At 64.5% G+C, this 26149-nt stretch carries 28 protein-coding genes; 8 read left to right on the top strand and 20 right to left on the bottom strand.

Annotation, left to right across the window (positions count from 1 at the left end; all coding sequences use genetic code 11):
- Positions 1-15: 15 nt before the first annotated feature.
- Positions 16-555: a carboxymuconolactone decarboxylase family protein gene (locus tag ACZBJS_RS20690; protein WP_316398654.1), complete on the bottom strand. Its 540-nt coding sequence runs from the start codon at positions 553-555 to the stop codon at positions 16-18.
- Positions 556-642: 87 nt separating this feature from the next.
- Between ACZBJS_RS20690 and ACZBJS_RS20685 the strand changes: the two genes are divergently transcribed.
- The gene (locus tag ACZBJS_RS20685) at positions 643-978 is read left to right on the top strand and encodes a winged helix-turn-helix transcriptional regulator (protein ID WP_316398653.1); all 336 of its coding nucleotides are present in this window, start codon (positions 643-645) and stop codon (positions 976-978) included.
- A 189-nt stretch (positions 979-1167) separates the two neighbouring features.
- Here the strand turns inward: ACZBJS_RS20685 and ACZBJS_RS20680 are convergent, their stop codons facing one another.
- The 3 genes from ACZBJS_RS20680 to hemH all read right to left on the bottom strand — a co-directional run bounded on the left by ACZBJS_RS20680 (position 1168) and on the right by hemH (position 3895).
- Complete coding sequence (locus ACZBJS_RS20680; protein ID WP_057016243.1) at positions 1168-1614, bottom strand: NfeD family protein; 447 nt, start codon at positions 1612-1614, stop codon at positions 1168-1170.
- Between the two features lie 41 nt (positions 1615-1655).
- A complete protein-coding gene (locus tag ACZBJS_RS20675) occupies positions 1656-2660 on the bottom strand; it encodes an SPFH domain-containing protein (RefSeq protein ID WP_076827695.1) in 1005 nt (334 codons plus the stop codon).
- Positions 2661-2857: 197 nt separating this feature from the next.
- Positions 2858-3895 (bottom strand): ferrochelatase, encoded by a 1038-nt coding sequence (hemH, locus tag ACZBJS_RS20670; RefSeq protein WP_316398652.1) that lies wholly within the window; start codon positions 3893-3895, stop codon positions 2858-2860.
- A gap of 113 nt (positions 3896-4008) precedes the next feature.
- Between hemH and ACZBJS_RS20665 the strand changes: the two genes are divergently transcribed.
- A complete protein-coding gene (locus ACZBJS_RS20665; RefSeq protein ID WP_016842609.1) occupies positions 4009-4407 on the top strand; it encodes an MAPEG family protein in 399 nt (132 codons plus the stop codon).
- A 158-nt stretch (positions 4408-4565) separates the two neighbouring features.
- Here ACZBJS_RS20665 and ACZBJS_RS20660 read toward each other — a convergent pair whose 3' ends face one another.
- Genes ACZBJS_RS20660 through ACZBJS_RS20650 form a run of 3 tightly spaced genes read right to left on the bottom strand, consistent with a single transcriptional unit; the run spans position 4566 to position 8411 of the window.
- Positions 4566-5675: a nickel/cobalt transporter gene (locus ACZBJS_RS20660; RefSeq protein WP_316398987.1), complete on the bottom strand. Its 1110-nt coding sequence runs from the start codon at positions 5673-5675 to the stop codon at positions 4566-4568.
- Positions 5672-6310 carry a DUF1007 family protein gene (locus tag ACZBJS_RS20655; protein ID WP_316398988.1) on the bottom strand — a complete coding sequence of 213 codons (639 nt, stop codon included), beginning with the start codon at positions 6308-6310 and terminating at the stop codon, positions 5672-5674. The genes ACZBJS_RS20660 and ACZBJS_RS20655 overlap by 4 nt, the downstream gene beginning before the upstream one ends.
- Before the next feature lie 13 nt (positions 6311-6323).
- Positions 6324-8411 (bottom strand): M3 family metallopeptidase, encoded by a 2088-nt coding sequence (locus ACZBJS_RS20650; protein WP_316398986.1) that lies wholly within the window; start codon positions 8409-8411, stop codon positions 6324-6326.
- 130 nt (positions 8412-8541) lie between these two features.
- Between ACZBJS_RS20650 and ACZBJS_RS20645 the strand changes: the two genes are divergently transcribed.
- The 6 genes from ACZBJS_RS20645 to ACZBJS_RS20620 all read left to right on the top strand — a co-directional run bounded on the left by ACZBJS_RS20645 (position 8542) and on the right by ACZBJS_RS20620 (position 13508).
- Complete coding sequence (locus tag ACZBJS_RS20645; RefSeq protein WP_168857868.1) at positions 8542-8802, top strand: hypothetical protein; 261 nt, start codon at positions 8542-8544, stop codon at positions 8800-8802.
- Between the two features lie 671 nt (positions 8803-9473).
- On the top strand, positions 9474-10616 hold the full coding sequence (locus ACZBJS_RS20640) for a type III PLP-dependent enzyme (RefSeq protein WP_229192892.1): 1143 nt from the start codon (positions 9474-9476) through the stop codon (positions 10614-10616).
- A 130-nt stretch (positions 10617-10746) separates the two neighbouring features.
- Positions 10747-11364: a GNAT family N-acetyltransferase gene (locus tag ACZBJS_RS20635; RefSeq protein ID WP_463439074.1), complete on the top strand. Its 618-nt coding sequence runs from the start codon at positions 10747-10749 to the stop codon at positions 11362-11364.
- Between the two features lie 11 nt (positions 11365-11375).
- Positions 11376-11543 (top strand): hypothetical protein, encoded by a 168-nt coding sequence (locus ACZBJS_RS20630; protein WP_229192890.1) that lies wholly within the window; start codon positions 11376-11378, stop codon positions 11541-11543.
- 92 nt (positions 11544-11635) lie between these two features.
- Entirely contained in the window at positions 11636-12025 is a 390-nt protein-coding gene (locus ACZBJS_RS20625) for a RidA family protein (protein ID WP_028332860.1), read from the top strand.
- A gap of 40 nt (positions 12026-12065) precedes the next feature.
- Complete coding sequence (locus ACZBJS_RS20620; protein WP_028341360.1) at positions 12066-13508, top strand: homospermidine synthase; 1443 nt, start codon at positions 12066-12068, stop codon at positions 13506-13508.
- Between the two features lie 126 nt (positions 13509-13634).
- On the opposite strand, the gene ACZBJS_RS20615 is transcribed toward ACZBJS_RS20620, so the two are convergent.
- The 13 genes from ACZBJS_RS20615 to ACZBJS_RS20555 all read right to left on the bottom strand — a co-directional run bounded on the left by ACZBJS_RS20615 (position 13635) and on the right by ACZBJS_RS20555 (position 25913).
- On the bottom strand, positions 13635-14375 hold the full coding sequence (locus ACZBJS_RS20615; protein WP_316398984.1) for an acetoacetate decarboxylase: 741 nt from the start codon (positions 14373-14375) through the stop codon (positions 13635-13637).
- Between the two features lie 119 nt (positions 14376-14494).
- Positions 14495-14827 carry a hypothetical protein gene (locus ACZBJS_RS20610; RefSeq protein ID WP_168857865.1) on the bottom strand — a complete coding sequence of 111 codons (333 nt, stop codon included), beginning with the start codon at positions 14825-14827 and terminating at the stop codon, positions 14495-14497.
- A gap of 81 nt (positions 14828-14908) precedes the next feature.
- Positions 14909-15625 (bottom strand): MgtC/SapB family protein, encoded by a 717-nt coding sequence (locus tag ACZBJS_RS20605; protein ID WP_038384367.1) that lies wholly within the window; start codon positions 15623-15625, stop codon positions 14909-14911.
- Between the two features lie 98 nt (positions 15626-15723).
- Positions 15724-16743, bottom strand: coding sequence for a WD40 repeat domain-containing protein (locus ACZBJS_RS20600; protein WP_316398983.1), 1020 nt, complete (start codon positions 16741-16743; stop codon positions 15724-15726).
- Positions 16743-17804 (bottom strand): CobW family GTP-binding protein, encoded by a 1062-nt coding sequence (locus ACZBJS_RS20595; RefSeq protein WP_316398982.1) that lies wholly within the window; start codon positions 17802-17804, stop codon positions 16743-16745. Before ACZBJS_RS20595 ends, ACZBJS_RS20600 begins: the two co-directional genes overlap by 1 nt.
- Positions 17805-17913: 109 nt before the next feature.
- Complete coding sequence (locus ACZBJS_RS20590; RefSeq protein ID WP_229192807.1) at positions 17914-18786, bottom strand: metal ABC transporter substrate-binding protein; 873 nt, start codon at positions 18784-18786, stop codon at positions 17914-17916.
- A gap of 5 nt (positions 18787-18791) precedes the next feature.
- A complete protein-coding gene (locus tag ACZBJS_RS20585) occupies positions 18792-19661 on the bottom strand; it encodes a metal ABC transporter permease (protein ID WP_168857863.1) in 870 nt (289 codons plus the stop codon).
- Positions 19662-19666: 5 nt separating this feature from the next.
- Positions 19667-20422: a metal ABC transporter ATP-binding protein gene (locus tag ACZBJS_RS20580; protein ID WP_028332852.1), complete on the bottom strand. Its 756-nt coding sequence runs from the start codon at positions 20420-20422 to the stop codon at positions 19667-19669.
- A gap of 5 nt (positions 20423-20427) precedes the next feature.
- Positions 20428-20619, bottom strand: a complete 192-nt coding sequence (locus ACZBJS_RS20575) for a hypothetical protein (protein ID WP_057016232.1) — start codon at positions 20617-20619, stop codon at positions 20428-20430.
- 1291 nt (positions 20620-21910) lie between these two features.
- Positions 21911-22240 carry a LysR substrate-binding domain-containing protein gene (locus ACZBJS_RS20570; protein ID WP_057016231.1) on the bottom strand — a complete coding sequence of 110 codons (330 nt, stop codon included), beginning with the start codon at positions 22238-22240 and terminating at the stop codon, positions 21911-21913.
- Positions 22241-22300: 60 nt separating this feature from the next.
- A complete protein-coding gene (locus tag ACZBJS_RS20565; protein WP_057016230.1) occupies positions 22301-23041 on the bottom strand; it encodes a class I SAM-dependent methyltransferase in 741 nt (246 codons plus the stop codon).
- A gap of 24 nt (positions 23042-23065) precedes the next feature.
- The gene (locus ACZBJS_RS20560; RefSeq protein ID WP_316398981.1) at positions 23066-24865 is read right to left on the bottom strand and encodes a glycoside hydrolase family 71/99 protein; all 1800 of its coding nucleotides are present in this window, start codon (positions 24863-24865) and stop codon (positions 23066-23068) included.
- A gap of 130 nt (positions 24866-24995) precedes the next feature.
- Positions 24996-25913, bottom strand: a complete 918-nt coding sequence (locus ACZBJS_RS20555; protein ID WP_316398980.1) for a LysR family transcriptional regulator — start codon at positions 25911-25913, stop codon at positions 24996-24998.
- Positions 25914-26149: the final 236 nt, after the last annotated feature.

Genomic DNA, 26149 nt, shown 5'->3' with positions numbered 1-26149 from the left:
TCCTCGCAATGACAACTATGCTGGAAATCTTGCCGCGGTTTCCTCCAGCGGCAGGGCCAGCGCGTTGGCGAGGTAGGAGACCGTGCGGTAGAAGCCGCACAACAGGATGATCTCCAGGATCTGGTCCTCATCGTAATGCGCCGACAGCGCCGCGAATTCCTCCTCACTCAATGTCGCGCGGGCATGCAGCGCGTCGACTGCCGTGATCATTGCCTGTTCGGCCTGCGACCAGCAGCCGGCATCGGCCGCACCGCGCACGGTGGCGTGGACCTGCTGCTCCGTCAGTTCGGCGGCCGCGCCGAACGCCGTGACGTGGACGCCCCATTCATATTCGCAGGCATTGAGTGCGCAGGTGCGGTCGATCACGATCTCCCGCGCCCGCAAGGGAAGCGGCCCGCGGTCCAACAGGCTGCCACCGCGAAACTTCTCCCAGGCACGCGGATGGCCGGCCAACATGCGGAACAGCACCAGCGGCGGCTTGCCGCGCATGATGCGATCGAAATGCTGTTGAACGTCCGCCGGATAAGGCGGATCGAGCGGCGCGAGGCGTGACATGGCCGGATCCAGTTGCTACATTTAATGTAGCAACACGCTACAATATCTGTAGCGGATCGCAAGAGGGATTCGAAAGGAATTCGCGACATGCCGAAGCAGGGCCCAGTCACAAGACCCGGCGTCCGCGGCTCGCGGTCCGGCCGCCCGATCATGGCGCTGCTCGATCTCTTGGGACGGCGCTGGACCTTGCGCATCATCTGGGAGCTGCGCGAGGGCGCGCTGACCTCGCGCGCGCTGCGCACCGCCTGCGACGAGGCCTCGCCGACGATCCTGCAGACGCGATTGACCGAGCTCCGCGAGGCCGGGTTCGTTGAACTATCGGAGGATGGTTACGGCCTCACCACGCTCGGCCGCGAGTTATTTGCGACATTCACGCCGCTCAACCGCTTCGCCGAGCGCTGGAGCAAGCAGGGCGGCAGCTAGACCTCGGCGGCCGTCAGTGTGTAGCCCGCATGAGCGGAGCGACATGCGGGCCCGGTTTCCCCGGGTATCACGGAGCCTGTCATCGGGCGCGCATGCGCGCGACCCGTTGGCTCACCCGGGCTACGGATTACTCGCCCGAAGCAGCATCGGACGCTCGGGGCCGAGTCGTCGTCGATGGCTCAGGCCAGACTAAGCGATCGCCACCGTCAGGCTGGCGCCGTCGGCGCGGACGACCTTCACCCGGCTGCCGGCCGGCGCATCGGGGCCGGCGACGCGCCACACCGTATCGTCGATCCGCACCGTGCCTGATCCGTCAACGATCGGCTTCTCCAGCGTGAATTCGCGGCCGACCAGGGCTTCGTTGCGGCGGTTGAGGAAGGGATTGGTCTTGCTTGCCGCCGTCGCGCCCTTCGCGAAATGCCGCCATGCCGGCACCGCCAGGGCGGCGAACACTGCGAACATCAAGAGCTGTATCTGCCAGGACGGCGTGAAGGCGAACGACAGCAGGCCGACCAGCAGTGCCGCGAGCCCGAGCCAGAACAGGAACACCCCGGGCGCCACAAGCTCCAGCGCCATCAGGATGAAGCCGAAGATCAGCCAGTTCCAGGTACCCAATGTCGAAAACATCTCGGCCATGACGTGACCTCTACCATTGCGGGCGCGACGCCGTCACGCCCTTACCGCTGCGGCGGCACCGGAGGCGGCGCCGTCGGGCCGGCCGGCGGCACCGAGCCGCCGCGCCGTGCTGCGGCCGTAGCGGACGCCGCACTCTCGCCGAAGGTAGCGCGGGCGATCTCGCCGATGCCGGCCAGCGAGCCCAGCACACTCGAGGTTTCGATCGGCAGCATCAAGACCTTCTGGTTCGGCGATTCCGCGAGTTGGCCGAACGCCTTGATGTACTTGTCGGCGATGAAATAGTTCAGCGCGGCGACGTCGCCCTTGGCGATCGATTCCGACACCATCTGGGTCGCCTTGGCCTCGGCCTCGGCAAGCCGTTCGCGCGCCTCGGCGTCGCGGAAGGCGGCCTCGCGGCGGCCCTCGGCCTGCAGGATCTGACCCTGCTTGGCGCCCTCGGCGCGCAGGATTTCGGATTGCCGCTGGCCCTCGGCCTGCAAAATGTCGGCGCGCTTGACGCGCTCGGCCTTCATCTGCCGGCCCATCGCCTCGACGAGGTCGGCCGGCGGCACGATGTCCTTGATCTCGATGCGGTTGACCTTGACGCCCCAGGGCGACACCGCGGCGTCGACCACGCGCAGCAGCCGCTCGTTGATCTCGTCGCGATGCGACAGCACCTGATCGAGATCCATCGAGCCCATCACCGAGCGGATATTGGTCATGGTCAGGACGGTGATCGCCTGGTTGAGATTGGCGACCTCGTAGCTCGCCTTGGCGGCATCGAACACCTGGTAGAACGCGACACCGTCCACCGTCACGGTGGCGTTGTCCTTGGTGATCACCTCCTGCTCGGGGATGTCGATCACCTGCTCCATCATGTTGATCTTGCGCCCGATGCGATCGAAATAGGGCACGATCAAATTGAGGCCGGGCGACAGCGTGCGGGTGTATTTGCCGAACCGCTCGATGGTCCAGTCAAAACCCTGCGGAACGGTCTTGATCCCGGCGAACAGCGTAACGATGACGAGAAGAACAAACGCGATCGCGAAAACGTCGAAGCCAGTCATAAAGTCCTCCAGGGCCGGCGAGACCGTCGCCAGTCACGGCGTGCATTGGTCGGCAGGACCGCTCCGCCGGTTCAGCCGGCTGTTGTTCTCCCTAGCACATAGGAAGCTGCTGTCGGATGACCAGATGCCAACGAATGCCCGTGCCCGGTGTCACGGATCGTTAACAATCAGATCCAGCCTTGTTAAATCCAGCCTTGTTAGATCCAACCTTGCAGCTCGCGCAGCACGAGCTGGCGGATCACGTCCATGCCGCCGTCGCTGTCGTTGAGGCAGGGGATTGCCGCAAACTGCTCGCCGCCATTGTGCCGGAAGATCTCGGCATTCTCCTGCGCGATCTCCTCTAGGGTCTCCAGGCAATCGGCGGAGAAGCCGGGCGTGACCACGGCAATGCGCCGCACGCCGTCCCTGGCCAGCTTCTCGACCGTCTTGTCGGTATAGGGCTGCAGCCACTCGGCCTTGCCGAAGCGTGACTGGAAGGTGAGGATCAGCTTGTCGGCATCGAGCCCGAGCCGCTTGCGCAGCGCATTGGTCGTGGCGATGCATTGCGCCTGATACGGATCGCCCTTGTCGACATACTCCTTCGGCATGCCGTGGAACGAGGCGACGATGATCTCGGGCTGGAACGGCAATGTCGCGAGGTGCGCATTGATCGAGACCGCAAGCGCCTCGACGTAGTCGGGATCGTCGTAGTAAGGCGGCGTCACCCGCAGGATCGGCTGCGCGCGCATGCCGGCCAGCACGCGAAACGCCTCGTCGCAGACGGTCGCCGACGTCGCGGCGGAATATTGCGGATAGAGCGGCACCACCAGCAGCCGGCCGCAGCCCTGCGCCGCGAGCGCCTCGATGCGCTCCTTGATCGAGGGGTTGCCGTAGCGCATCGCCCAGTCGACCACGACGTGATCGTGATCGGCGATCGCCTCCGCCAGCTTGTCGGCCTGCGAGCGCGTGATGGTCTTCAGCGGCGACTCGTTCTTCTCGGTGTTCCAGATCTTCAGATAGTCGCGCGCCTTGCGGGCCGGACGGACCCGCAGGATGATGCCGTTGAGGATCAGCTTCCAGAGCAGGCCCTGATCCTCGATCACCCGCGGATCGGACAGGAATTCCTTGAGATAGACCCGCACGCCGGCGGCATCCGCCGTATCGGGCGTGCCGAGATTGACCAGCAGCACGCCGACGCGTTCCGGCTTCGGCGCCGCGGCAGACTTCGCGCTCTCGAAGGGGATCACCGTGCTCATGATGGCCTTGCGCTTGATATCCTTCGCCTGGGAGCTTTGGGCTTCGCGCGTTGCTCCAACCTTGTCAAGCCGAGTGCGGGTTGGCTACGTTCCCTGCGGAATAAGGGGGAACCATGACGATCGCCGAATGGTGCGTCTTCGGGACGCTGATGCTCTCGTTGCTGACGATCGTGTCGGTGAAGTGGACCGGCTTCCGCAGCTTCGACAATGCCAGGCCGCGCGATCCCGACTTCTACGACGACCCGATCCGCTCGCGGGCGCTCGGCGCGCACCAGAACGGCATCGAGGCCTTCCCGTTCTTCGCCTTCGCCGTGCTGCTCGCCGAATTCCGCGTCGGCCCGCTGCGACTGATCGACGAGCTCGCCGTGCTGTTCCTGATCGTGCGGATCGCCTACGTCTTCACCTATATCGGCAATCGCCCGACGCTGCGCTCGATCCTCTGGAGCATCGGTTTCGCGATCAACATCGCGATCTTCCTGCTGCCGGCGATCAGGGGCTATCTGACGAGTTGAGCCTGTTTCTTCTCCCTCTCCCCGTTCTTACGGGGAGAGGGCTGGGGTGAGGGGCCGTCTCCGCAAATTCGATGGAAGCGAGCGTGCGGAGACTCCCCCTCACCCGAAATTCGCGCACGCGAATTTCGACCTCTCCCCGCAAGCGGGGCGAGGTGACTTCAAAGGCACGTCGCCCGTTCGGCCGCGACATAGCCGAACAGCAGCCCGAGCCCGAACAGCAGCACAAGGCCCGCGGCGGCGAACTCCAGGCCGCGCATGATGACCATGCCGCCGCCATCGCGCGCCGCGCTCAGCCGCTCCGCCACGCCGCGCGCCGACACCGCGACCAGCGCGATCGCGGCCACCGTGATGGCGGTGCCGAGCCCCATCACGAAGGTCGCGGCGATGCCGGCCCAGAACAGGCCCTGCGCCAGCGCGAACACCAGCACCAGGATCGCGCCCGAGCAGGGCCGGATCCCGACCGTGAGGATCGCGCCGAGCCCCCGCCGCCAGCCGCCAGGACCGGCGAGCTCGGCCGGCGTCGGCCCGTGCGAATGGCCGCAATGCTCGTCATGGACGTGCTGCGCGTCATGCCCGTGATCGTGATCATGATGATGCCCGTGATCGTCATGCGCGTGACGGTGATGGTGATCATGGCGGTGGTCGTGGTGATCGTGATCATGGTGGTCGTGATGATGCGCGCCGGCCATCGCCAGCGCCGGCCGCGGCGCCTGCAGGGCGCGGAAGAAGCTGCCGCCCTTGACCCAGACCAGCCGGGCGCCAAACGCCGCGATCAGCGCGTAGCTTGCGATCTCGATCGCCTTCTCCGCCCCGCACATCGTCTTCGCGGTCGCGTTGAGCAGCCAGGCACAGATGCCCACGATGAGAACGGCGACCACCGACTGCATGAGCGCCGAGGCGAACGACAGCGCGATGCCGCGCCGCGCGGTCTCGCGATTGGCGACCATGTAGGACGAGATCACCGCCTTGCCGTGGCCGGGGCCGGCGGCATGGAAAATCCCGTAGGCAAAGGAGATCGCAAGCAGGGTCCAGACCGCCGAACCGTCGGATTTCGCGGCGCGGATGGTCTGGGAGATCTCGCGGTAAAACTCCGACTGTTTCGCCAATAGCCAACCGACCAACCCGCCCTGCGGCTCCGCCGCGCGCGGCGCGCCGAACGGATTCTGTGCCAGCAGCGCATGAACGGCGCCATCGAGCAGCGCAAACGCCGTCAGTACGGCCGCGGACACGGCGAGGCCGCGCGTCATGCGCGAGACGATCGGCGTCATGGGCACTCCACCGAGACCTTGTTGGCGAACATCATGCCGAAATTGCCGTTGCCGCCGTCGAGAAAGGTCTGCTCGCCGAGCTTCTGCGCGGCGGCGGTGCCGTCGCTATTCGGCCGCTCGAACTGCATCTTGCAGTTCGCCGCGGCGCCGACCAGCTTGACCGGCTCCTTCTCGGCATACTGGAAGTCGATGAAATAGGTCGGGTCGAACACTTCGAGCGAGAGCTGCCTGGCCTTGAACGGCGTCTTCACCGGCAAGGTGAAGTGCAGCGTCAGCGCCGAATCCTTGTATTCGAGGAAATAGTCGATCGGCTCAGTGAATTTCTGCTTCTTGCCGTCGCCCTTGGCGAAGGTGAAGTAGGCGTATTCCTTCAGCGATTCGACATTGGTCTGCGCCAGCGGCGCCAGCTCCTCGCGGCTGTAGGCGCCCTTCACCTTGGTCTCGATGCCCTGCAGCGCGTAGGTCGAGAACATGTCGTCAAACGTCCAGGCGTGCCGGACCCCCGTGATGGTGCCGTCGGGCGCGTAGATCAGCTCGCTCCTGGCGACGATCCAGACATGCGGATGGGCCTCGGCGGCCGCCGTGCCGAGCACGACGGACACCGCAAGCACGAGCCAGCCGATCAGCCGGTTCAACGACGGCCGCACCTCAGGCCGCCTCAGGCGTTTCGAGCAGGCCGCGACGGCGCAGCAGCGCGTCCGGCTCGGGCTCGCGGCCGCGGAAGGCGACATAGGCCTCCTCCGGATCGCGCGAGCCGCCCGACGAATAGATGTCGTCATGCAGCCGCTTGGCGGTCGCGGGATCGAAGATGTCGCCGGCCTCCTCGAAGGCGCCGAAGGCGTCAGCATCCATCACCTCCGACCACATGTAGCTGTAGTAGCCGGAGGCATAGTGGTCGCCGGAGAAGATGTGGCCGAACTGCGTCGGCCGGTGCCGCAGCGAGATTTCGGCGGGCATGCCGATCTTCTCCAGCTCCTTCTGTTCGAAGGCGCGGACATCCCAGCTCGCCGCTGCCGGCTGGGTGTGGAATTCGAGGTCGATCAGCGCAGAGGAGACGAACTCCACGGTGGCAAAGCCCTGGTTGAACTTGCGCGCGGCAAGGAAGCGCTTGAGCAGGTCGTCCGGCAGTGCCTCCCCGGTCTCGTAGTGGCGGGCGAAGCGCTGCAGCACCTCGGGCCGCTCCTGCCAGTGCTCATAGAGCTGCGAGGGCAGCTCGACGAAGTCGGTGAACACGCTGGTTCCGGACAGTGACGGATAGGTCACGTTGGACAGCATGCCGTGCAGGCCATGGCCGAACTCGTGGAACAGGGTCCGCGCGTCGTCGGGCGACAGCAGCGACGGCGCGCCATCGGCGCCCTTGGCGAAGTTGCAGACATTGATGACCAGCGGCGCGACGGCGCCGTCGAGCTTCTGCTGGTCGCGCAGCGAGGTCATCCAGGCGCCGGAGCGCTTCGAGGGCCGCGCGAAGTAATCGCCGTAGAACAGCGCCTTGTGCTGGCCGTCGCGGCCCCTGACCTCCCAGACCCGGACATCCGGATGCCACACCGGGATATCCTTGCGCTCCTCGAAGGTGACGCCGAACAGGCGGGTAGCGCAGTCGAACGCGGCCTCGATCATGTGGTCGAGCACCAGATAGGGCTTGATCGCGGAATCGTCGAAATTGGCGCGGCGCTGGCGCAGCTTCTCAGCGTAATAGCGCCAGTCCCAGGACGCCAGGGTGAAATTGCCGCCCTCCTCCGCGATCAGCGCCTGCAGCGCGTCGCGGTCGGCGAGCGCCCGCGCTCGCGCCGGCTTCCAGACCCGCTCCAGGAGGCCGCGTACGGCCTCCGGCGTCTTGGCCATGGAATCCTCGAGGCGGTAGGCGGCGTAGGTCGGGAAGCCCAGGATCTTGGCGGTCTCCTCGCGCAGCCTGAGGATCTCCACGATGGTCGCGTTGTTGTCGTTGGCGTTGCCATTGTCGCCGCGCGCCGTGAAGGCCTTGTAGACCTTCTCGCGCAGGTCGCGCCGCGACGAGCTCTGCAGGAACGGCTCGACCGAGGAGCGCGACAGCGTCACGATCGCCTTGCCTTGCAAACCGCGCTCTTCCGCCGCAGCCTTGGCAGCCGCCACAAATGTGTCGGAGAGGCCGGCGCGGTCGGCCTCGCCGAGCTCCATGAACCACTCCTGTTCGTCGCCGAGCAGATGATGGCTGAACGAGGTGCCGAGATGGGCGAGGCGCTCGTTGATCTCGGCCATGCGGGCCTTTGCCGCATCGTCGAGGCCTGCGCCGGAGCGGCGGAAGCGGGTGTAGGTGCGTTCCAGCAGCCGCATCTGCTCGCCGGTCAGGCCGAGGGAGGCGCGCTTCTCGTGCAGCATGGCGATGCGGCCAAACAGCACAGCGTTCATCATGATCGGATTCCAGTGCCGCGCCATCCGGGGCGACACCTCCTTGTCGATCTCCAGGATCGCCGGGCTCGAATGCGCCGAGACCAGGTCGTAGAACACCGCCGAGACCTTCGACAGCAGCTTGCCGGAGCGCTCCAGCGCGGTGATGGTGTTGTCGAAGTCGGGCAGCGCCGGATCATGGGTGATCGCAGTCACTTCCGCGGAATGATCGGCGAAAGCCTGCTCGAAAGCGGGGAGGAAATGCTCCGGCTTGATCTCGGCGAACGGCGGCGTCTCGAGCGGCGTCCGCCATGCCTTCAGGAGGGGGTTGGCAAGAGCCTGAGCCTTGGCGTCTGCGCTGGTTTCTGACATCGAATGTCCCGTTTTTCGCCTTGAAAATGCTGCCCAATCTATATCACGCGATACGGCATTTTTGGGCCTTTTGCGCTTGATAGATGGGCACTTTTCGGAGAGATTGCGCCCCCTGAACAGGACCTATTTCATGACCATGCAGCCCTCCAACTCAGGCAACCGCACCATCGCCTGGCCAAGCGTCATCACCGTGATCTCGGCGGCGATCCTGATCGGCGCGGAAGTGTTCGGCGCGGCGTTCGCCGGCGGCTGGGCGCTCGCGATTCTGCTCGGGCTCGACGACGTCGCCGCGCACATCCTGCAGGCGGTGCTGTTCGGCATCGGCGTGCTGATCATGATCGCCTTCATCCGCGCAGCGCAGCGCGTCGAGCCGTTCACGCGTCGCGCGTGAGCTTGAGCGATTCAAGAAAGCGCTGCGGCACAGGGCTAAAACGCACACACGCTTCGTTAGTGATTCTTAACAGCCGTTCATCTTCAGCGCATCCGACGCGTGCTGCGCGCGACATCGCAAGCACGCGTTAGGGAAATTTGCCGCTATCGCAAAAAAATTCTTGCGCCACGAAGTCAAAAGACTTATTTCCTGCCTTGCCCAATTTCGCACGTGCCTGTGGTCGTGTGTCAGTCGGTAGGTATCCGGACAAGAGGCCGGACAGCCGCCAAGGGGTGGAAGAACCGAGGGTCGCTTACGTCCATCAGGACACGAGGCGGCCAGCATCTCTCTCCAGGGATGCCGTTGAAGGTCTCACCATTCTTTGCAACCGTGACTGGCAGCCGGAGGCGAACCGGCGCACCCCGCTCTCAACGGGGGACGCGACTTAAAGCAACGACGGATCGGGCTTTTTTGGTCTCTACCGGCGGTCCAACGCCGGCCCGGGCTACTGAAAAGGCTTGTCCTTCATTGCCAGGTGATCGGGCGGGAAACTCTCCCAACCAATCCACGGCAGCACAGTCTGGTTTGAGTCTCTTGGCCTCAACGCGCCTCCATCGCGCGATGTGGCCGAAGCGCTCTTACCCGACGTCACGTTGATGCGGATCCCGTCGCTGGGGCCGTTGGAGAGTGCCATGACTGAACGTATCCAGGAATTCCTGCGCCACCGCCGCCAGGATGGTCTCGACACCGAGCCGTGCCTCGTCGTCGACCTCGAAGTCGTGCGCGACAACTACCAGACCTTCGCCAAGGCGCTGCCGGACAGCCGCGTGTTCTACGCGGTGAAAGCCAACCCGGCGCCCGAAGTGCTGTCGCTGCTGGCCTCGCTCGGCTCCTGCTTCGACACCGCGACGGTTGCGGAAATCGAGATGGCGCTGGCCGCCGGTGCGACGCCGGACCGCATCTCCTATGGCAACACGATCAAGAAGGAGCGCGACATCGCGCGTGCCTTCGCGCTCGGCATTCGCCTGTTCGCGGTCGATTGCGCCGCCGAGGTCGAGAAGATCGCCCGCGCCGCCCCCGGCGCCAAGGTGTTCTGCCGCATCCTCTATGACTGCGCCGGCGCCGAGTGGCCGCTGTCGCGCAAGTTCGGCTGCGACCCGGAGATGGCGGTCGACGTGCTCGACCTCGCCAAGCGCCTGGGCCTGGAGCCGTGCGGCATCTCGTTCCATGTCGGCTCGCAGCAGCGCAAGGTGAAGGCGTGGGACCGCGCGCTCGCGATGGCGTCGACCGTGTTCCGTGACTGCGCCGAGCGCGGGATCAACCTCACCATGGTCAACATGGGCGGCGGCTTTCCGACCAAGTACCTCAAGGACGTTCCTCCGGTCCTGCAATATGGCCGGTCGATCTTCCGCGCGCTGCGCAAGCATTTCGGCAACCAGATTCCGGAGACGATCATCGAGCCGGGCCGCGGCATGGTCGGCAATGCTGGAATCATCGAGACCGAAGTCGTTCTGATCTCGAAGAAGAGCGACGAGGACGAGGTGCGCTGGGTCTATCTCGACATCGGCAAGTTCGGCGGTCTCGCCGAGACGATGGACGAGTCGATCCGCTACGCCATCCGCACCCCGCATGACGGGGCGGACATGACGCCGTGCGTGCTCGCGGGCCCGACCTGCGACAGCGCCGACGTGCTGTACGAGAAGCTGCCGTATCCGCTCCCGGTGACGCTCGAGATCGGCGACAAGCTGCTGATCGAAGGCACCGGCGCCTATACGTCGACCTACTCGTCGGTGGCGTTCAACGGCATTCCGCCGCTGAAGACCTACCACATCTGACCCGCCTCCTTTTCGAGGCCCGATAAACCGGGAGCCGGCCCCGCCGGCTCCTCCCCGATCATTTTTGATTTTCCTGAACGACGCTTGCCGCGGCGTACGACATGCCGTTGCAAGCGGGGACTGACGTGCCATGACTGCAAAACGGAACACCCCCGTTGCCCTCATCCGAGATGCCGCCCCGTTCGCGATCCGTGCGGAGCGTGGCTCGGACGTCGTCGCACGCGAAGCGCTGCTGGATGCCTGCTTTGGCTGTAATCGCCATACGCGCACCTGCCAGCGCCTGCGCGACGGACGCGCGCCCGCCGAAGGCCTGAGCCTTGCGGCCGTGCGCCAGGACGGCCGGCTGGTTGGAACCGTGCGGTTGTGGCACGTCAGCGCGGGGGGCCGCAGCGCGCTGATGCTGGGGCCGCTGGCAGTCGATGACGACTGCCGCGGCCTCGGCGTCGGCGCCGCGCTGATGCGGCGTGCGCTGGCGGTGGCCAAGGCGCGCGGCCACGGCGCCGTGATCCTGCTTGGCGATGCGCCCTACTACGCCCGCTTCGGCTTCACGGCGGCCAAGACCGGCGAGCTGTCGCTGCCGGGCTCGTTCGAGCGCGAGCGGCTGCTCGGCGTCGAGCTTGTCGCAGGCGCGTTGGATGGCGCCTGGGGCATGATCACGCCGACCGGCGCGCCGCTGCCCGAGGCCAAGGCATCGCGGACGCGATCCCGGACCCGGAAGGCACCGCTCGCCGTGCCGCACGCGGCGTAAGGCGGGCCGCCATGTCGGAGCACCTTCCCATCACCGATGGCGCGCGCCCGCGTTGGCGCGGCCTCGTCACCACAGTCATGCTGATCCTGATCTCGGTGATGATCGTCAGGGATATCCTGGTCCGGCGCTGGACCGGCACGCCGCCATCGCCGCCGGACGCCACGCAGCAGTCCCGCTAACGCCGCCCGCGCCAGGCCTGAACCAAGGGGTTGCGCGGGCGCCAAAAATGCCCGTAAACCCCGCGCAAAGCCATTTTCAGTCGAGGTCCAATATGTCCCGCCGCCTGATTTCCACCGGCTCGCCCTTTGAGAAGACCGCCGGCTACAGCCGTGCCGTGATCGACGGCGACTTCGCCTTCGTCGCGGGAACCACCGGCTATGACTACGCCACGATGACCATGCCATCAGATGTCACGAGCCAGTCACGGAACTGCTTCAAGACCATCGAGGCCGCCCTCAAGGAGGGAGGCTTTGCGATGGCCGACATCGTCCGCGCGACCTACTACCTCACCGACGCCCGTGACGTGGATGCCCATTTCGCGGTCTGCGGCGAGGTCCTCGGCGACATCCGCCCGGCCGCAACGATGCTGATCGTCGCGGGGCTCTACAAGCCCGAGATGAAGGTCGAGATCGAAGTCACCGCGAAGCGTCGCAACCCCTGATCCACCCTATCCGCCGCTAGGCACTCTCCTGGAGAAAATGATGAGCCCCGCCTCGCAGATCTACGCGAAGATCACAGGTCCCATTGTTATGATCGGCTTCGGCTCGATCGGCAAAGGCACGCTGCCTTTGATCGAGCGGCATCTCGATTACGACAAGTCGCGCGTCACCGTGATCGACCCCAAGGACGAGGGCCGCAAGGCGCATTGCGAGAAGCACAACGTCAAATTCATCCAGAAGGCCGTGACCAAGGACAATTATCGCGACCTGCTGAGCCCGCTGCTCACTGAAGGCGGCGGCCAGGGCTTTTGCGTCAATCTGTCGGTCGATACCGGCTCGACCGACATCATGGAGCTGTGCAACGAACTCGGCGCTCTCTACATCGACACCGTCAACGAGCCCTGGCTCGGCTTCTATTTCGATTCCTCGAAGGGCCCGGAAGCGCGCTCCAACTACGCCCTTCGCGAAGTGACGCTGGCCGCCAAGAAGGCGCGCCCCGCGGGCTCGACGACGGCCGTCTCCTGCTGTGGCGCCAATCCCGGCATGGTCTCGTTCTTCGTCAAGCAGGCGCTGCTCAACGTCGCCGCCGATCTGAAGCTCAATGCCCCGAAGCCGAAGACCAAGGCCGAATGGGCGGACTTGATGCGGCAGGCCGGCGTGAAGGGCATCCACATCGCCGAACGCGACACCCAGCGCTCCAAGTCGCCGAAAGAGCCTGACGTCTTCGTCAACACCTGGTCGGTGGAAGGTTTCCTGTCGGAAGGCGTGCAGCCGTCCGAACTCGGCTGGGGCACCCATGAGAAATGGATGCCCGAGAATGCGCATACCCACGAAGCCGGCTGCGGCGCCGCCATCTATCTGATGCAGCCCGGCGCCAACACGCGCGTACGCACCTGGTGCCCGACCCGCGGCGCGCAGTATGGCTTCCTCGTCACCCACAACGAGTCGATCTCGATCGCCGATTACTTCACGGTGCGTGACGCATCGGGCACGGCGATCTATCGGCCGACCTGCCACTATGCCTATCACCCGGCCGACGACGCCGTGCTGTCGCTGCATGAAATGTTCGGCCGCGCAGCGAAGATGCAGGAAAAGCATCACATCCTCGACGAGAACGAGATCGTCGACGGCATCGACGAGCTCGGCGTGCTGCTGTTCGGCCATGACAACAATGCCTACTGGTACGGCTCGCAGCTCTCCATCGAGGAGACCCGCAAGCTCGCGCCCTATCAGAACGCCACCGGCCTGCAAGTGACCTCCGCCGTGCTCGGCGGCATGGTGTGGGCGCTGGAAAACCCGAACGAAGGCATCGTCGAGGCCGACGAGATGGACTTCGATCGTCTGCTGGAAATCCAGCTACCCTATCTCGGCCCCGTGAAGGGTTTCTACACCGACTGGACCCCGCTGACGGATCGTCCGGGACTGTTTCCGGAAGATATCGACACCAGCGATCCCTGGCAGTTCAAGAATATTCTGGTGCGCTGACAGGGTCATCCCGGGATGCGCGCTTAGGCGCGCAGACCCGGGATCTCGAAATCGTGGCGCGAGATTCGCAGGTGCGCGAGTGCGCACCATGGTCCATCGCCGACGCGATGCCCCGGAATGACTTCGTCATCTCGCCATGTAGTCGAACGCGACCGAGCCGAGGCCGAGGGTCAGGTCTGCCTTGAAATGCAGCGCCGAGACCACCTCGCGCACCGGCAGGCGGGCGACATCGCATAGCGCGTGCGGAAACAGGCCGAGCGCGGCGGGGCCGGTCCAGGCCTCCTTCAGCGTGATGTCTTCCAGATAAAACCGCACCAGCTCGCAGATCCGCGGGCTGCCGTCGACATGCGGGATGATCTTCAGAATGAAGTTCGGCGCCGTCATCGACTTCAAGACGGTGTCGTGGTCGACCTTGCGATGCTTGTAGCCCATGGTGGCGGAGGCGCAGAGCACCGAGCCGTAATGCAGCGAGCCGACCAGCACGTCGCTCTCGACCTCGATCCTGGGCTTTGCCAGCTTCTTCGGAAATCCCCACAACTCGCGGCCGCCGGCGATCGGGCCTTCATCGTCGAGATACATCGCGTGGGTGTAGGCGCCCTCCTCGCCCCTGAAGCGAACCGGGATCACCTGCCCGGTCTCGGTGTAGTCGCCGAAACCAGTCGAGTCCGGCATGCGGATGAACTCGTACTTCACTACCGGCTCGGCGACCTCGAGCGGCTCCGGCACCACGGCGGCGAGCGCTTCCGGGTCGGTCTTGTAGGTGATGATGAAATATTCGCGGTCGAAGAACCGGTAGGGCCCCGGCGGAAACGACGGGTTGGTAAGCGGCATCGAATAGGCGGTGCGCCGGACGTCCTCGATCTTCATGGCAGGCCCCATCTGTCGTTGGCGAGACGACAGATTATGGAGTGTGCCGGTGGCGGAGGCGAGACCGTATAATCGGCAGCGTCCGTCAAATCCGCGTCACAATGCGGGCCGCGGCGCGCTTACTTTTTCTCGATCGGCGGCGCGGTCTTCTCCGCGGGCGCGGGCGGCAGCACCGGCTTGGCGCCGGCCTTCCGTGCCTCATCGTCGGGACGCGCGGGCTGCGGCGCCGGCGTGGTCGGCCGCTCGCCGCCCGGCTTCGACTCGGCCGGCGGCGCCGTCTGCTGCGGCTCGGGCGTCGGCGTCGGTTGCAGCGGCTGGGTCGCCTGCGCGATCTCCTGCGGCGGAGCGGCATAGATCGCGTGCAGCGAAAGCACCGCGATCGCAACGCCCGCTGCCACCAGCGTCGAGGCGATCAGCATGTCGATTCGCAACCTGGTCCGATCCACAGCCATCTCGTTCACCTGCGCCTTGTCCACGGGGTCAACGATCCCGCCACGGCATGGTTCCGAAGCGGTGCCTGCGGGAACCTCGGCTCAATCCGTGGTGCTGACTTCCCAGGTCGCGTGCCGCACGCCGGGCTGATGCTGCAGGTCGACCACCACGGCATTCAGCTCGTTGGGCTCGACCGCGGTCGAGACCAGCGTCGCCACGATCTCGAGGAAGTCGTCGCCGGCCTCGACCACGTCGACATCGGCAACCGGGTAGTTCGCTGCCTCCAGCTTCTCGACCAGGCGATCGCGCATGTCTGGCAGCGCTTCCGGGGTAACCGCGAGCTTGAAGTAGTAGGTCGCCTCCGAGGCCTTCTCGTTCAGCGGGATGCGGTTGATGGCGTTGACCAGCGGACGCAGCAGAGTGTTGCCGGCGATCACGAACACGGTCAGCGCCGCCGCCTGCGCCACGAGGTCGGCACCGGCGCAGGAGCCGACCGCGGCCGAGGCCCACAGCGTGGCCGCGGTGTTGAGGCCGCGCACATCCATGCCCTGCTTCATGATGACGCCGGCGCCGAGGAAGCCGATTCCCGACACCACATAGGCGATCACCCGCACCGCGCCGTCGGCGCCGGCCAGATGCATCGCGAGGTCGACGAAGGCGGCAGCGCCGACCGCGACCAGCACATTGGTGCGCAGACCCGCGGTGCGCTGTCGGTACTGCCGCTCGGCGCCGATCAGGGTGCCGAATACAAAGGCCGTGGTCAGGCTGACCAGCGTGTCGATGAAGTCGGCGAGTTGGAACGTGGTGAGAAATCGCATGACGCTGCGGCCCCGGCGCGAGTTTCGTCTTTTGACGCGTTTTCTTCATGCGAACCGGTAGTCACTTCGCTCGAAAACGCTTCGTCTGCCGCGATCTCTTACATTTCCGCGATGCCCGCGTCACCATCTTCCGTGCCGAAGGCGAGCAGCGTGCCCTTGGCATTCCATCCGAGCGCCGACACCGCCGTGCCGGCGTTCCGGCGCACCAGGATCTCGGCGCCGTCCTCGAGGCGGACCATCAGCACGGTGCCGTCGGCATAGCCGACCGCCATGATGTCGTTCTTCGGATGGCAGGCGACCACGGCGACCCGCGCCGGCATCGGCGCCAGCATCGCCGGCTCCTTGCCCATCGGGCCGTCCTTGCTGGTGAACGGCCAGACGATCACGGTATCGGCGCCCGAGGTCGCGAGCCCCTTGCCGCCGACGCTCCATGACATCGAGCGCACCCGGCCGGGATAGCCGCTCATCCGCATATGCCGGTTGTCGGCGAGCCGCCAGCCATGCATCGCGGGCTCGTGCATCGCGGTGACGAGGAATTTGTTGTCCGGGCTGAACATGACGGCGAGATGCGAGCCGGCCCATTCCAGAAACTCCGGATTGGCCGCCATGTTGGGAAACCACAAGGTCACGCCGTTGTAATGCGCGATCGCAAGCCGCAGGCCCTTCGGCGCAAAAGCAAGCCCGCCGACGGTCGACGGCACCTCGAAGGTTTTCTCCTCGCCCTTGGGATTGCGCACGAAAGCGGTCTTGCCCGCCGACCATGCTAGCGTGCCGTCGCTGTGCAAGGCGACATTGTCGATCCAGCGCCGCTTGGCGTCGGTCGCAATGACAGCGGTCTCGCCCTTGGCGTCGATCGCGACCAGCTTGCCGTCGTCACCGCCGGTGACGAGCCGCTTGCCGTCGGAGGCGGCGCACAGGATGGCGCCGAAATGCGTCTGCGTCCGTGTGATCTCGCCTTCGGCGGTCGCGATCGCAACACCCTCCTCGGCGCCGACGAAGAACGCGCGGTCGCCGAGGAAATGTACCGAGCTCACCGCCGCGCCGAGCGGCAGCGGCTTGACGCGGTCGGTGATCGAAACGATGGAAGAAGGGGCCTCGCCCGGATCGAACTCTTTCATCACGTGGTGATGCACTGCTCGAAGCCGTCGCGGATCGCCTGCTCGGGCAGTTCGCGACCGATGAACACGACGCGGCTCTCGCGCTTCTCGCCGTCCTTCCATTTCCGCTGATGGTCGCCCTCCAGCATCATGTGGACGCCCTGGAACACGTAGCGGTCGTCATCGCCGGTGAAAGCGAGGATGCCCTTCGAGCGCAGGATCTTCTGGCCCTCGGTGGCGACGAGCTGCTGCAGCCAGGGCATGAACTTGGTCGGGTCGAGCGGCTTCTCGGAACGCAGCGACAGCGATTGCATGTCCTCGTCGTGATAATGCTTCAACCCGCCATGGCCATGGTCGTGATCATGGTGGTGGTGATCATGGTCATGGTGATGATGATCGTGATCGTGATCATGGTCGTGATCGTCGCCGGCCTCGAGGAAATCGGGCTCGATCTCCAGGATGCGGTCGAGATCGAACGCGCCGCGCTCCAGCACGTCGGTCAGCCCGACCTGGCAACGCTCGGTGCGGTGCAGCTTGGCATAGGGATTGATGCCGCGGATGCGGGCTTCGACCTCGGCGAGTTCGGGCTTTGAGACCAGGTCGGTCTTGTTCAGCACGATGACGTCGGCGAACGCGATCTGGTTCTTGGCTTCCGGCGCGTCCTTGAGGCGGTCGCTCAGCCATTTGGCATCGGCGACGGTCACGACCGCGTCGAGCCGGGCGTTCTTCTGCACGTCCTCGTCGACGAAGAAGGTCTGCGCGACCGGCGCCGGATCGGCAAGGCCGGTGGTCTCGACGATGATGGCGTCGAACTTGCCCTTGCGCTTCATCAGGCCGTCCATGATGCGGACGAGGTCGCCGCGCACCGTGCAGCACACGCAGCCATTGTTCATCTCGAACACTTCCTCATCGGCGCCGATGATGAGGTCGTTGTCGATGCCGATCTCGCCGAATTCGTTGACGATGACGGCGTATTTCTTGCCGTGGTTTTCCGACAGGATGCGGTTCAACAGCGTGGTCTTGCCGGCGCCGAGATAGCCCGTCAGCACGGTCACAGGAATTTTTTGCGAAGCTTCAGCCATAACAACTCCGAAGGAACTCTTTGTTTGAACATGATCTTATCGGAAAACCGGACCCCACTTTTCCGGATCATGCTGGTCCGCGCTCAACCCCGGCAGGGAGGCCCCTGCCCTACTCGGCGAGCGCGCTGGTCAGGGCCTTTATATTGTGCCTGACCATATCAATGTAAGTGGGTGCATCGCCCTTTTCGGCCGTCAGACCGTCCGAATACAGGGTGCCGCCGACCCGGGCGCCGGTCTCGGCCGCGATCCGCTCGATCAGGCGGGGATCGCTGATATTTTCGAGAAAAACTGCCGGAATTTTCGCAACCTTGATCTGGGCGATGATGGCGGCGATATCGCGCGCGCTGGGCTCGGAATCCGTGGACACGCTGAGCGGCGAGAAGAACGTGACGCCGTAGGCGTCAGCGAAATAGCCGAAGGCGCCATGGGTCGAGATCACCTTGCGCCGCGCCTCCGGCACTTTCGCCACCGCCTCATGCACCTCGCGGTCGAGCGCCTCGAGCTTGGCCAGATAGGCGTCGGCATTGGCCTTGAAGATGGCTGTCTGGTCGGGGGCCGCGGCGATCAGCCCGTCGCGAATATTGACGACGTAGATCTTCGCATTGGCCACGGATTGCCAGGCATGCGGATCGTCATGGCCGCCCATCTTCCGTGGCATGATCCCCTTGGTCGCCACCGCGACCGGTGCCTTGCTGCCCGAGGCCTGCAGCAGCCGCGGCATCCAGCCCTCGAAGCCGAGACCATTAATCACCACGAGCTTGGCGTCGGCGACCTTCCTGGCATCCGCCGGCGTCGGCGCGTAGACATGCGCGTCGCCGTCGGGCCCGACCAGCGCCGTCACGTCGACATTATTGCCGCCGACATTGCGCACCATGTCGGCGAGGATCGAGAAGCTCGCGACGACATTGATGCGTTCGGCGGCGCGCGCCGGTCCACTCGCCAGCAGCAGCGCCAGACCAATCAAACCGAACAATCGCCGCATCGTACTCACGCCTCGAGATGGCGGCCGGGAAACAGCTGCCGCACCAGGCCGCTGACATTACCGAACAGCAGCGACACAATATACAGCCCCGCCGCGACCAGGATGATCGCGGGGCCGGATGGAATCCGGGTCTGGTACGACAGCACCAGTCCGGCATAGCCCGACAGCATCGCGCTCACCACCGCGATGCAGATCATGGTGGTGATGTCGCGCGACCAGAACCGCGCAATGCCCGCGGGCAGGATCATCAGTCCGACTCCGAGCAGCGTGCCGAGCGCGTGGAAGCCGTTGACGAGGTTGACCACGACCAGCGCGAGGAAGGCGAGATGCGCCGGCGCGCCGGCCCGGCTCACGGTGCGCAAAAACACTGGATCGACGCATTCGATCACCAGCGGGCGATAGATCACCGCGAGCACCAGGAGCGTGAGGGTGGCGTTGAACGCGATCACCAGCAGCGTCTGGTCGTCCATCGCCAGGATGTTGCCGAACAGCACGTGCAGCAGGTCGATATTGGTGCCCTTGATGGACACGATGGTGACGCCGAGCGCGAGCGAGACCAGATAGAAGGTCGCAAGCGAGGCGTCCTCCTTCAATTCGGTGGTGCGGGCGACGAGGCCGGCGAGCAGCGCCACGGCAAAGCCCGCGATCAGGCCGCCGGTCGTCATCGCGAACAGGTTGAGCCCGGACAGCAGGAAGCCGATCGCCGCCCCCGGCAGTATCGCATGCGCCATGGCGTCGCCGACCAGGCTCATCCGCCGCAGCATCAGGAACACGCCGATCGGCGCACCGCCGAGCGACAGCGCGATCACCGCCGCCAGCGCGCGGCGCATGAACTCGAATTCGGTGAAGGGCGTGACCAGCGCGTCGGATAGCATCGGCGTCAGGCGGCCCGCGAGCGTGGATCGGCGGCGCAGGCCGCGGCGCTATCGTCGAACGCCTCGCACATCCGCATTGCGACCATCAGATTGTCCGCCGTCAGCGCCTCGGCGGTCGGTCCCCATTCGACCGGGCCGCGCGCCAGCAGCAGCGTCTCCGGGAAATTGTTGCGCACCATGTCGAGGTCATGCAGCGCCGCCAGCACGGTGCGCCCCTCGCCGTTCCACCGCTTCACCAGCGCCAGCAGGTCGGCGGTGGTCTTGGCGTCGATGGCGTTGAACGGCTCGTCGAGCACGATCAGCCGGGCATCCTGCAACAGCACGCGCGCGAACAGCATGCGCTGGGTCTGGCCGCCGGACAGCGTGCCGATCGGGCGGTTCTCGAATCCGTTGAGGCCGACGGCGGCGAGCGCCGCCAAAATCTTCTCGCGCGCGGCCTTGCCGATGCCGCCGAAGAAGCCGGTGGAGCGCCACAACCCGGTGCCGACGAAATCGAACACCGAGATCGGGAAGCTGCGGTCGATGTCGGCAGATTGCGGCAGATAGGCGATGTCGCGATGATCCAGCCCGTCGAGATCGATCACGCCCGAGAGCGGCTTGAGCACGCCGGCGATGCCGCGCAGCAGGGTCGACTTGCCGGCGCCGTTCGGGCCGATCACGGCGAGCAGCGCACCGGCCTCGACGGCGCCATTGAGATGATGCACCGCCGGGTGGCGGTCATAACCGAGCGTGACGTCACGGAAGGTAACAAGAGCAGCCACCGGTCTCACCTCATCGCCAGCCAGACGACAGCCCACAGGCAGGCACTGACCGCGAGCGCCGCGAGCAGTCGGCCCGGCACGGGCATGCGCAGGATCGACCAGTGCGCGGCCTGCGCCGGATGCGCGTGCGGGGCGTGGCTGTGCCCGTGGGGGGCGTGGCCGTGATGGTGGTCCTCGTGGGTGTGCGTATGCGCCATGGAACGACTGTTATATTATAACATAACGCGAGTCTACAAAGGAGGAACTCATGGCGGACCCGCAAAACCGAGGAGATTTGAGCCGCGCCGGCAGAGTGACGTCCCGGTCGACAGCTTTGCCGGAAACCTGCCTGGATGGGAACCGTTGGCTACCTGCGCCGGAGCGACGGCGGACCCGTGCGCAGTTCTCTCCGCGTCGTCCTGGCGAAGGCCGAGACAACGGCGAATCCGTGGTGCAGATTGCGAGGCCCGCCTGCGCGCCTCAAATTCAGTGTCGTCCGGCGCAGGCCGGGACCCATACGCCGCGGCGGGTGTTGTTGACGGGACCCGTTATTCCAACGGTGCGTAACAATCGGCATTTGTGGTTATGGGTCCCGGCTTTCGCCGGGACGACACTGAGTGTGTGGAGCCGCGAGTAAGACAAACTTCTGCGCTCTCGCGATATGAATTGCCCGAGCTTTGACTTTTCAATCCGCCCTCTCTTGAACTGAGGGCGCGGGAAAGCCGGGTGTCGATCGCACCCATGGGCTCCGTGCGGGGACTTGACACGTTTTGCTGAGTTGTCCGTCGGCAAATCACCGATTGGCGTGGGGAAAATACCGGCGGAACGCCTTCGGCGACGGAGAGGCTGCCCTATGCGAAGAGGCAGCCCTATGCGACCAGCACATAGACCAGCATGGCAGCGGTGATCGCCATCCAGACGAGCGAGAGGCGGAAATACAGCAGGTCCCAATTCATGGGCGCGAGCGTACACGCCCGCGCTTACGTCAACCTTTCACCAAGTTAAGGCATCGCGGATTTAGTAACTAAGCACGCCAGCGGAATGGATTGGTGGTTGGCACGCCGGAAGACACAGCTCCGGCCCTCAATTTATGAACATGGCAATCGCCACGAGGATGACCGGGCTTAGCCCCATCAGTACGACAAACACGCTGTAAAGTAGGTTGCCCATAACGCCGCCCTACGTTGGAAGGGGAAGCTATGCCGGGCGGAACTCGGCAAGCCAGTGCAGTTTGTGCCAGCGGTGTTTGAGCTTTGGGAATTACCCAGTTATCTCCGGGGCCTAGCTGGACATCCCCGTAACACTACGGGGGCGACACAGCTCAGGCAGAGAAAAGGGCGACGAGCGCCACCACCGCCAAAGCGGTAGCGACGCACCCTGCGATCATGACCCAGTCCTGACGCTTCGCCATGCCGGGCACGCTCACCCGGCCAGCGCAGGTCGTGTTGACCTAGGTCAACCGGCCAAAATCATTCATCGGCCGTCGAGGCATCACGCAACGAGGCAGCCTCACGCCTCGCGCGCGTAACTCTTCAACCTTGCCTCAAGCACCGCGATCACCTGGTCGCGGACCGGATCGCGGGAGCCTTTCAGCCAGGCGGCGGCGAGCGGCAGGCGGCCGGCGCTGCTGCCGCGCGTCAGGCGGAGCGGCACAAAGCGGACGCCTGATATCGCCATCCGTGCGGTCCAGCGCGGCACGATGGCGACGCCGAGCCTTGCTGCGACCATGTTGACGATGGTCTGCTTCTCGTCGGCGATCTCCTGGATAAGCGGCGTCAGCCCGGCCTCGAACAGCTTTTTATGCAGCCAAGACGTTATGCCCGGCGCAAGGCCGGGCATAACGCGTTGTGGGGGAAGCGATCGAGCTCGTGTGCTCTCCGGCAAGAGCCGGGCGCGTCGTCACAGTGCGGGGGTCCACCTGTTGCGATGACGGTAGAGCTTTGACAGGCTGAAGTTTCCGACCTCTTGTTCGCCCTTGCGGAAAATGGCTATCGCCTTCTGAACGCTCATTTCCGAAATGATATCGGGCCGGCTTCCACAGAGCATGACGAGCTCGAAGATCAGATTGGTGAGGGCGGGCATATCGGTCCATTGCTGCGTCTGATAGGGCTCCTCCCAATGAGCCCAGGCCCAATCTTCGATCAGATAGAGACCATCGCTCTTGAGATAATGGAAGGACGCCTCGAAGCTTGCTCGCGAGAGCTCGTATTGATGCGAGGCGTCGTCGATAATCATATCTATTCGCTGGCCGGGGAATTCCGTCCTGATGATGGTCTGGACGCGCGCGGTGTCGCCTTGCGACGTATTGTAGTATAATTTGACGCGGTCCGTCAGACCGTGGTCGCGGATCAGGCCAAGCACCGCTGGGCTCGCAGGTCTGATATCGATCCCGACGAACTTGATACGTTCCTCGATCGCGGCAAGAAGCAAAGCCGAACCACCTTCGAAGATGCCGAATTCCAGGATATTGGTAACCCCGTTCTCGCGAATGAGGCTTTTGTAGCGATCAATCATCCCGCGGTTCTTGATGATCGCGATGGAATCCTTCGTCGTCCTGGCATCATTGAAGTTCTGCCTGATCAGGCCAAACTTCATGTTGTTGATCACGAAGGTATTCTCATCACTCCAGACTTCATCCATTGGGAACCCCCTGTCGATATTGACTCAATTAACTGATCGCTGTTGTTTGCCCTGTGGCGTGCAGAGCCTCTCCTGCCAGATAAGCGGTATTTTTTCTCCATCCTCGGACGGTGCTTGGCGCAATTCCTCGCCTGCAATCTGCATGCCTGGCGGACATGGCCACGCAGTTGTCATCGAATCACTGGCCGATTTGCATCCGGCGCCAGCCGTTGTAGTTGAGATCGATGACGAACCGACGGCACACGCCTTCGGATCGATCCGCGTCGGCCACACCAGCTTGAACGGCGGAAGTGTCGGGCGTCGGCCCGCCGCGTTGGCGATCACTTTGAGACGCCGCACGCCTTCAGACAGCGTCGGCTGAATCCAGCCGCCTTCGGAGCTCTCGTTCCAGGCATAGATCACAACGCTCTTGAAGCGATCGTTGCGCGGATTGTTGGCCGCCTGACTGATTGCAGCACGGATTTGCCGTGTCCATTCCTCATCGGTGGCAGGTTGACACCAGTCCGGATTCGGCTTGCGAGTTTTCAGTTCCTGAGGATCGCGCAAAGCCGGTCGATAATCCCAGCCAAGCGTCACGGTTGGTAGGAAGCCTCCAGAACCATTCTGGGCTTCGGCTTGCCAGGCTTTCTGTGCGAGAGCCGCGCAACTGGCGTACGGCAGGGATTTTCCATTCGACCCAAGGGCGGTCGCATATGTACTCGCCGCATCAAATCCTATCCTGTGAGCAACGGGCTCCGTCTCGGACAGGTTGAAGAGCAAGGCAACCAGGTAGAGATCTCGGCCGGTCGCGGCCTTGACCCGATCCCTCATATCCTTCAGGGCCGCCTTTGTACCCTCTTCACCCCCAAGCCCCTTTATCCACGGGGTCATCGTACCAAGCAGGAAGAACACAGGCGCCGAGCCGTCGCTCGCCCGCATGTAATCCGGCCCGGCTACCGCTTTGCTGATTGCATCACTCACCATCGGCACATCACGAGGGGGGAATGACAGGTTGAAATTCAGCGCGTATTTGATGCCGAGCTTGTCTGGAAGCCGAAGAAAATTTCCCAACGCCCGATTGAGCGCCACGGCTCGACTGGGATCGCGTCCCCAGGACGAACTCTCCAGGTAGTAGCCGAAGATGAAATAATCCAAGCCTGCGGACTTCGCGTAATGCACGTCCGCATTCAGTGCTCGTTCGGTGTTTCCGGGAAAACCGAGATTTCCGTTCGGCAGACGCTCTGTGTAATACGGAGCGCGCGCGCGCAATCCAGGGTCGGCCAGGACCTGCCCATAGGGACTGTCGAGACTCCAATTGTCCCACCGAATGGCACCTAATGAGACCTTGCTCGACGAGGCCGGTGCCGCAGTTGGTGCGGCGGGCGCTGCGGGTGCCACGGCGGAAGGACTGCCCTTGCTCACCTGAGCCATGGCTGGGAATGAGGAGACTGCCGTCGCAAGCACAACAAGCAGACGGATCGAGCAGTGTCGGGCTGTCCACATCATCACTTTCCCTTGGTCCAAAGCCGCCATGATGCGGCTCGGGATTTCGGTTGTTACTCGACATGCATTCAAGAAGTAACAAAGGGCGCTTATGTGGCGGCGCACTGCAATCGGATCCGTTGAAGCGGAACATCGATGCAACAGCGTGACATCAGACTTGCCTTGGTTCTCGCGAGCATTGCGTCGCGATTCACATAGGTCGAAACAGAACGGGATCGGTGGAACTTTCTGCGCCATGCGTTTCAGTTGATCGAGGAACTTTCTGCCGCCGAAATGGGCACAGGCGTTACCGCGCTCCATGCCTCGCGACGACACGGTTGAAAAATCGAATGATCCTTCCATTGGTTGAAGACAGAGGCTCCGCGTTTTGCAACACAGGTCCCGAATCCATCGATCCGCAAAACGCGTGGTGGAATGGATTCCGAGCTCGCGCTTCGCACGCCCCGGAATGAAGAGAGAGAGAGAGACGTGTTCACGCCTCGCGCGCGTAACTCTTCAACCTTGCCTCAAGCACCGCGATCACCTGGTCGCGGACCGGATCGCGGGAGCCTTTCAGCCAGGCGGCGGCGAGCGGCAGGCGGCCGGCGCTGCTGCCGCGCTTCAGGCGGAGCGGCACAAAGCGGACGCCGGGGATCGCCATCCGCGCGGTCCAGCGCGGCACGATGGCAACGCCGAGCCTTGCCGCGACCATGTTGACGATGGTCTGCTTCTCGTCGGCGATCTCCTGGATATGCGGCGTCAACCCGGCCTCGTCGAACAGTTTTGTCGTCAGATCGTGGCTATGCGGCCGCGAGCGGCGTTCCGGCACGATCAGGGGCTGATCCGCGATGTCGGGCAGCACGATCTGCTTGCGCCGCGCCAGCGCGTGCTTGTGCGACAGCGCCACCACGGCGGTCTCCTGCAACAGCGGGACAAATTCGATGCGGCGGTCGGGCCGCTCCGGCGGGCGCACGAAGGCGAGGTCGAGCGCACCAGACAGCAGCTTCGGCAGCAGGCGGATGGTCTTCTCCTCGAGCAGTTGCACGGCAACATCAGGATGGGCGGCGCGGAGGTCGCGCAGCAGCGGCGGCAGCAGGCCGGCCGCCGCGCTGTCGATCGCGCCGATCCGGAAGCGGCGCGCCTGTGGCTTGCGCAGCCGACGGCGAAAGCCGTTCTCGATCGCCTCAGCGCGGCCGAGCAGCGCGCGGCTCTCGCGCAGCAGCACAGCGCCGTCCTCGGTCAGCGACACCGCGCGCGTGGTGCGCGCGAACAGCCGCACCCCGAGATCCTCCTCCAGCAGCTTGATGTGGCGGCCGAGCGCCGACGGCATCATCTGCAGGCGCTGCGCCGCGCGGCCGAAATGCAGTTCCTCGGCAGCCGCGACGAAGCAGCGAAGCTGGTGCAGTTCCAAGACGTCGCTTCCTTATGCCCCGCGTTCGTCATGGCCGGGCTTGTCCCGGCCATCCACGTCTTTCTTTGCCGCCAAGACGTGGATGTCCCGCACAAGGCCGGGCACGACGCCAAGTGAGACCGGGTCCGATTATATCATTTTTTTGTATAAACCGGCGTGGGTTGAAGCGGAAGGGCGCGAGCTTCTAGGCTTTCCGATGGCGCGCGACAGGCGCCGTCCCAACAAACAAGACGAAC

Source organism: Bradyrhizobium sp. KZN70725, from assembly GCF_055264925.1.
Note: the sequence above shows the minus strand (reverse complement) of the source record. Positions and strands in the feature narration are given on the sequence as shown.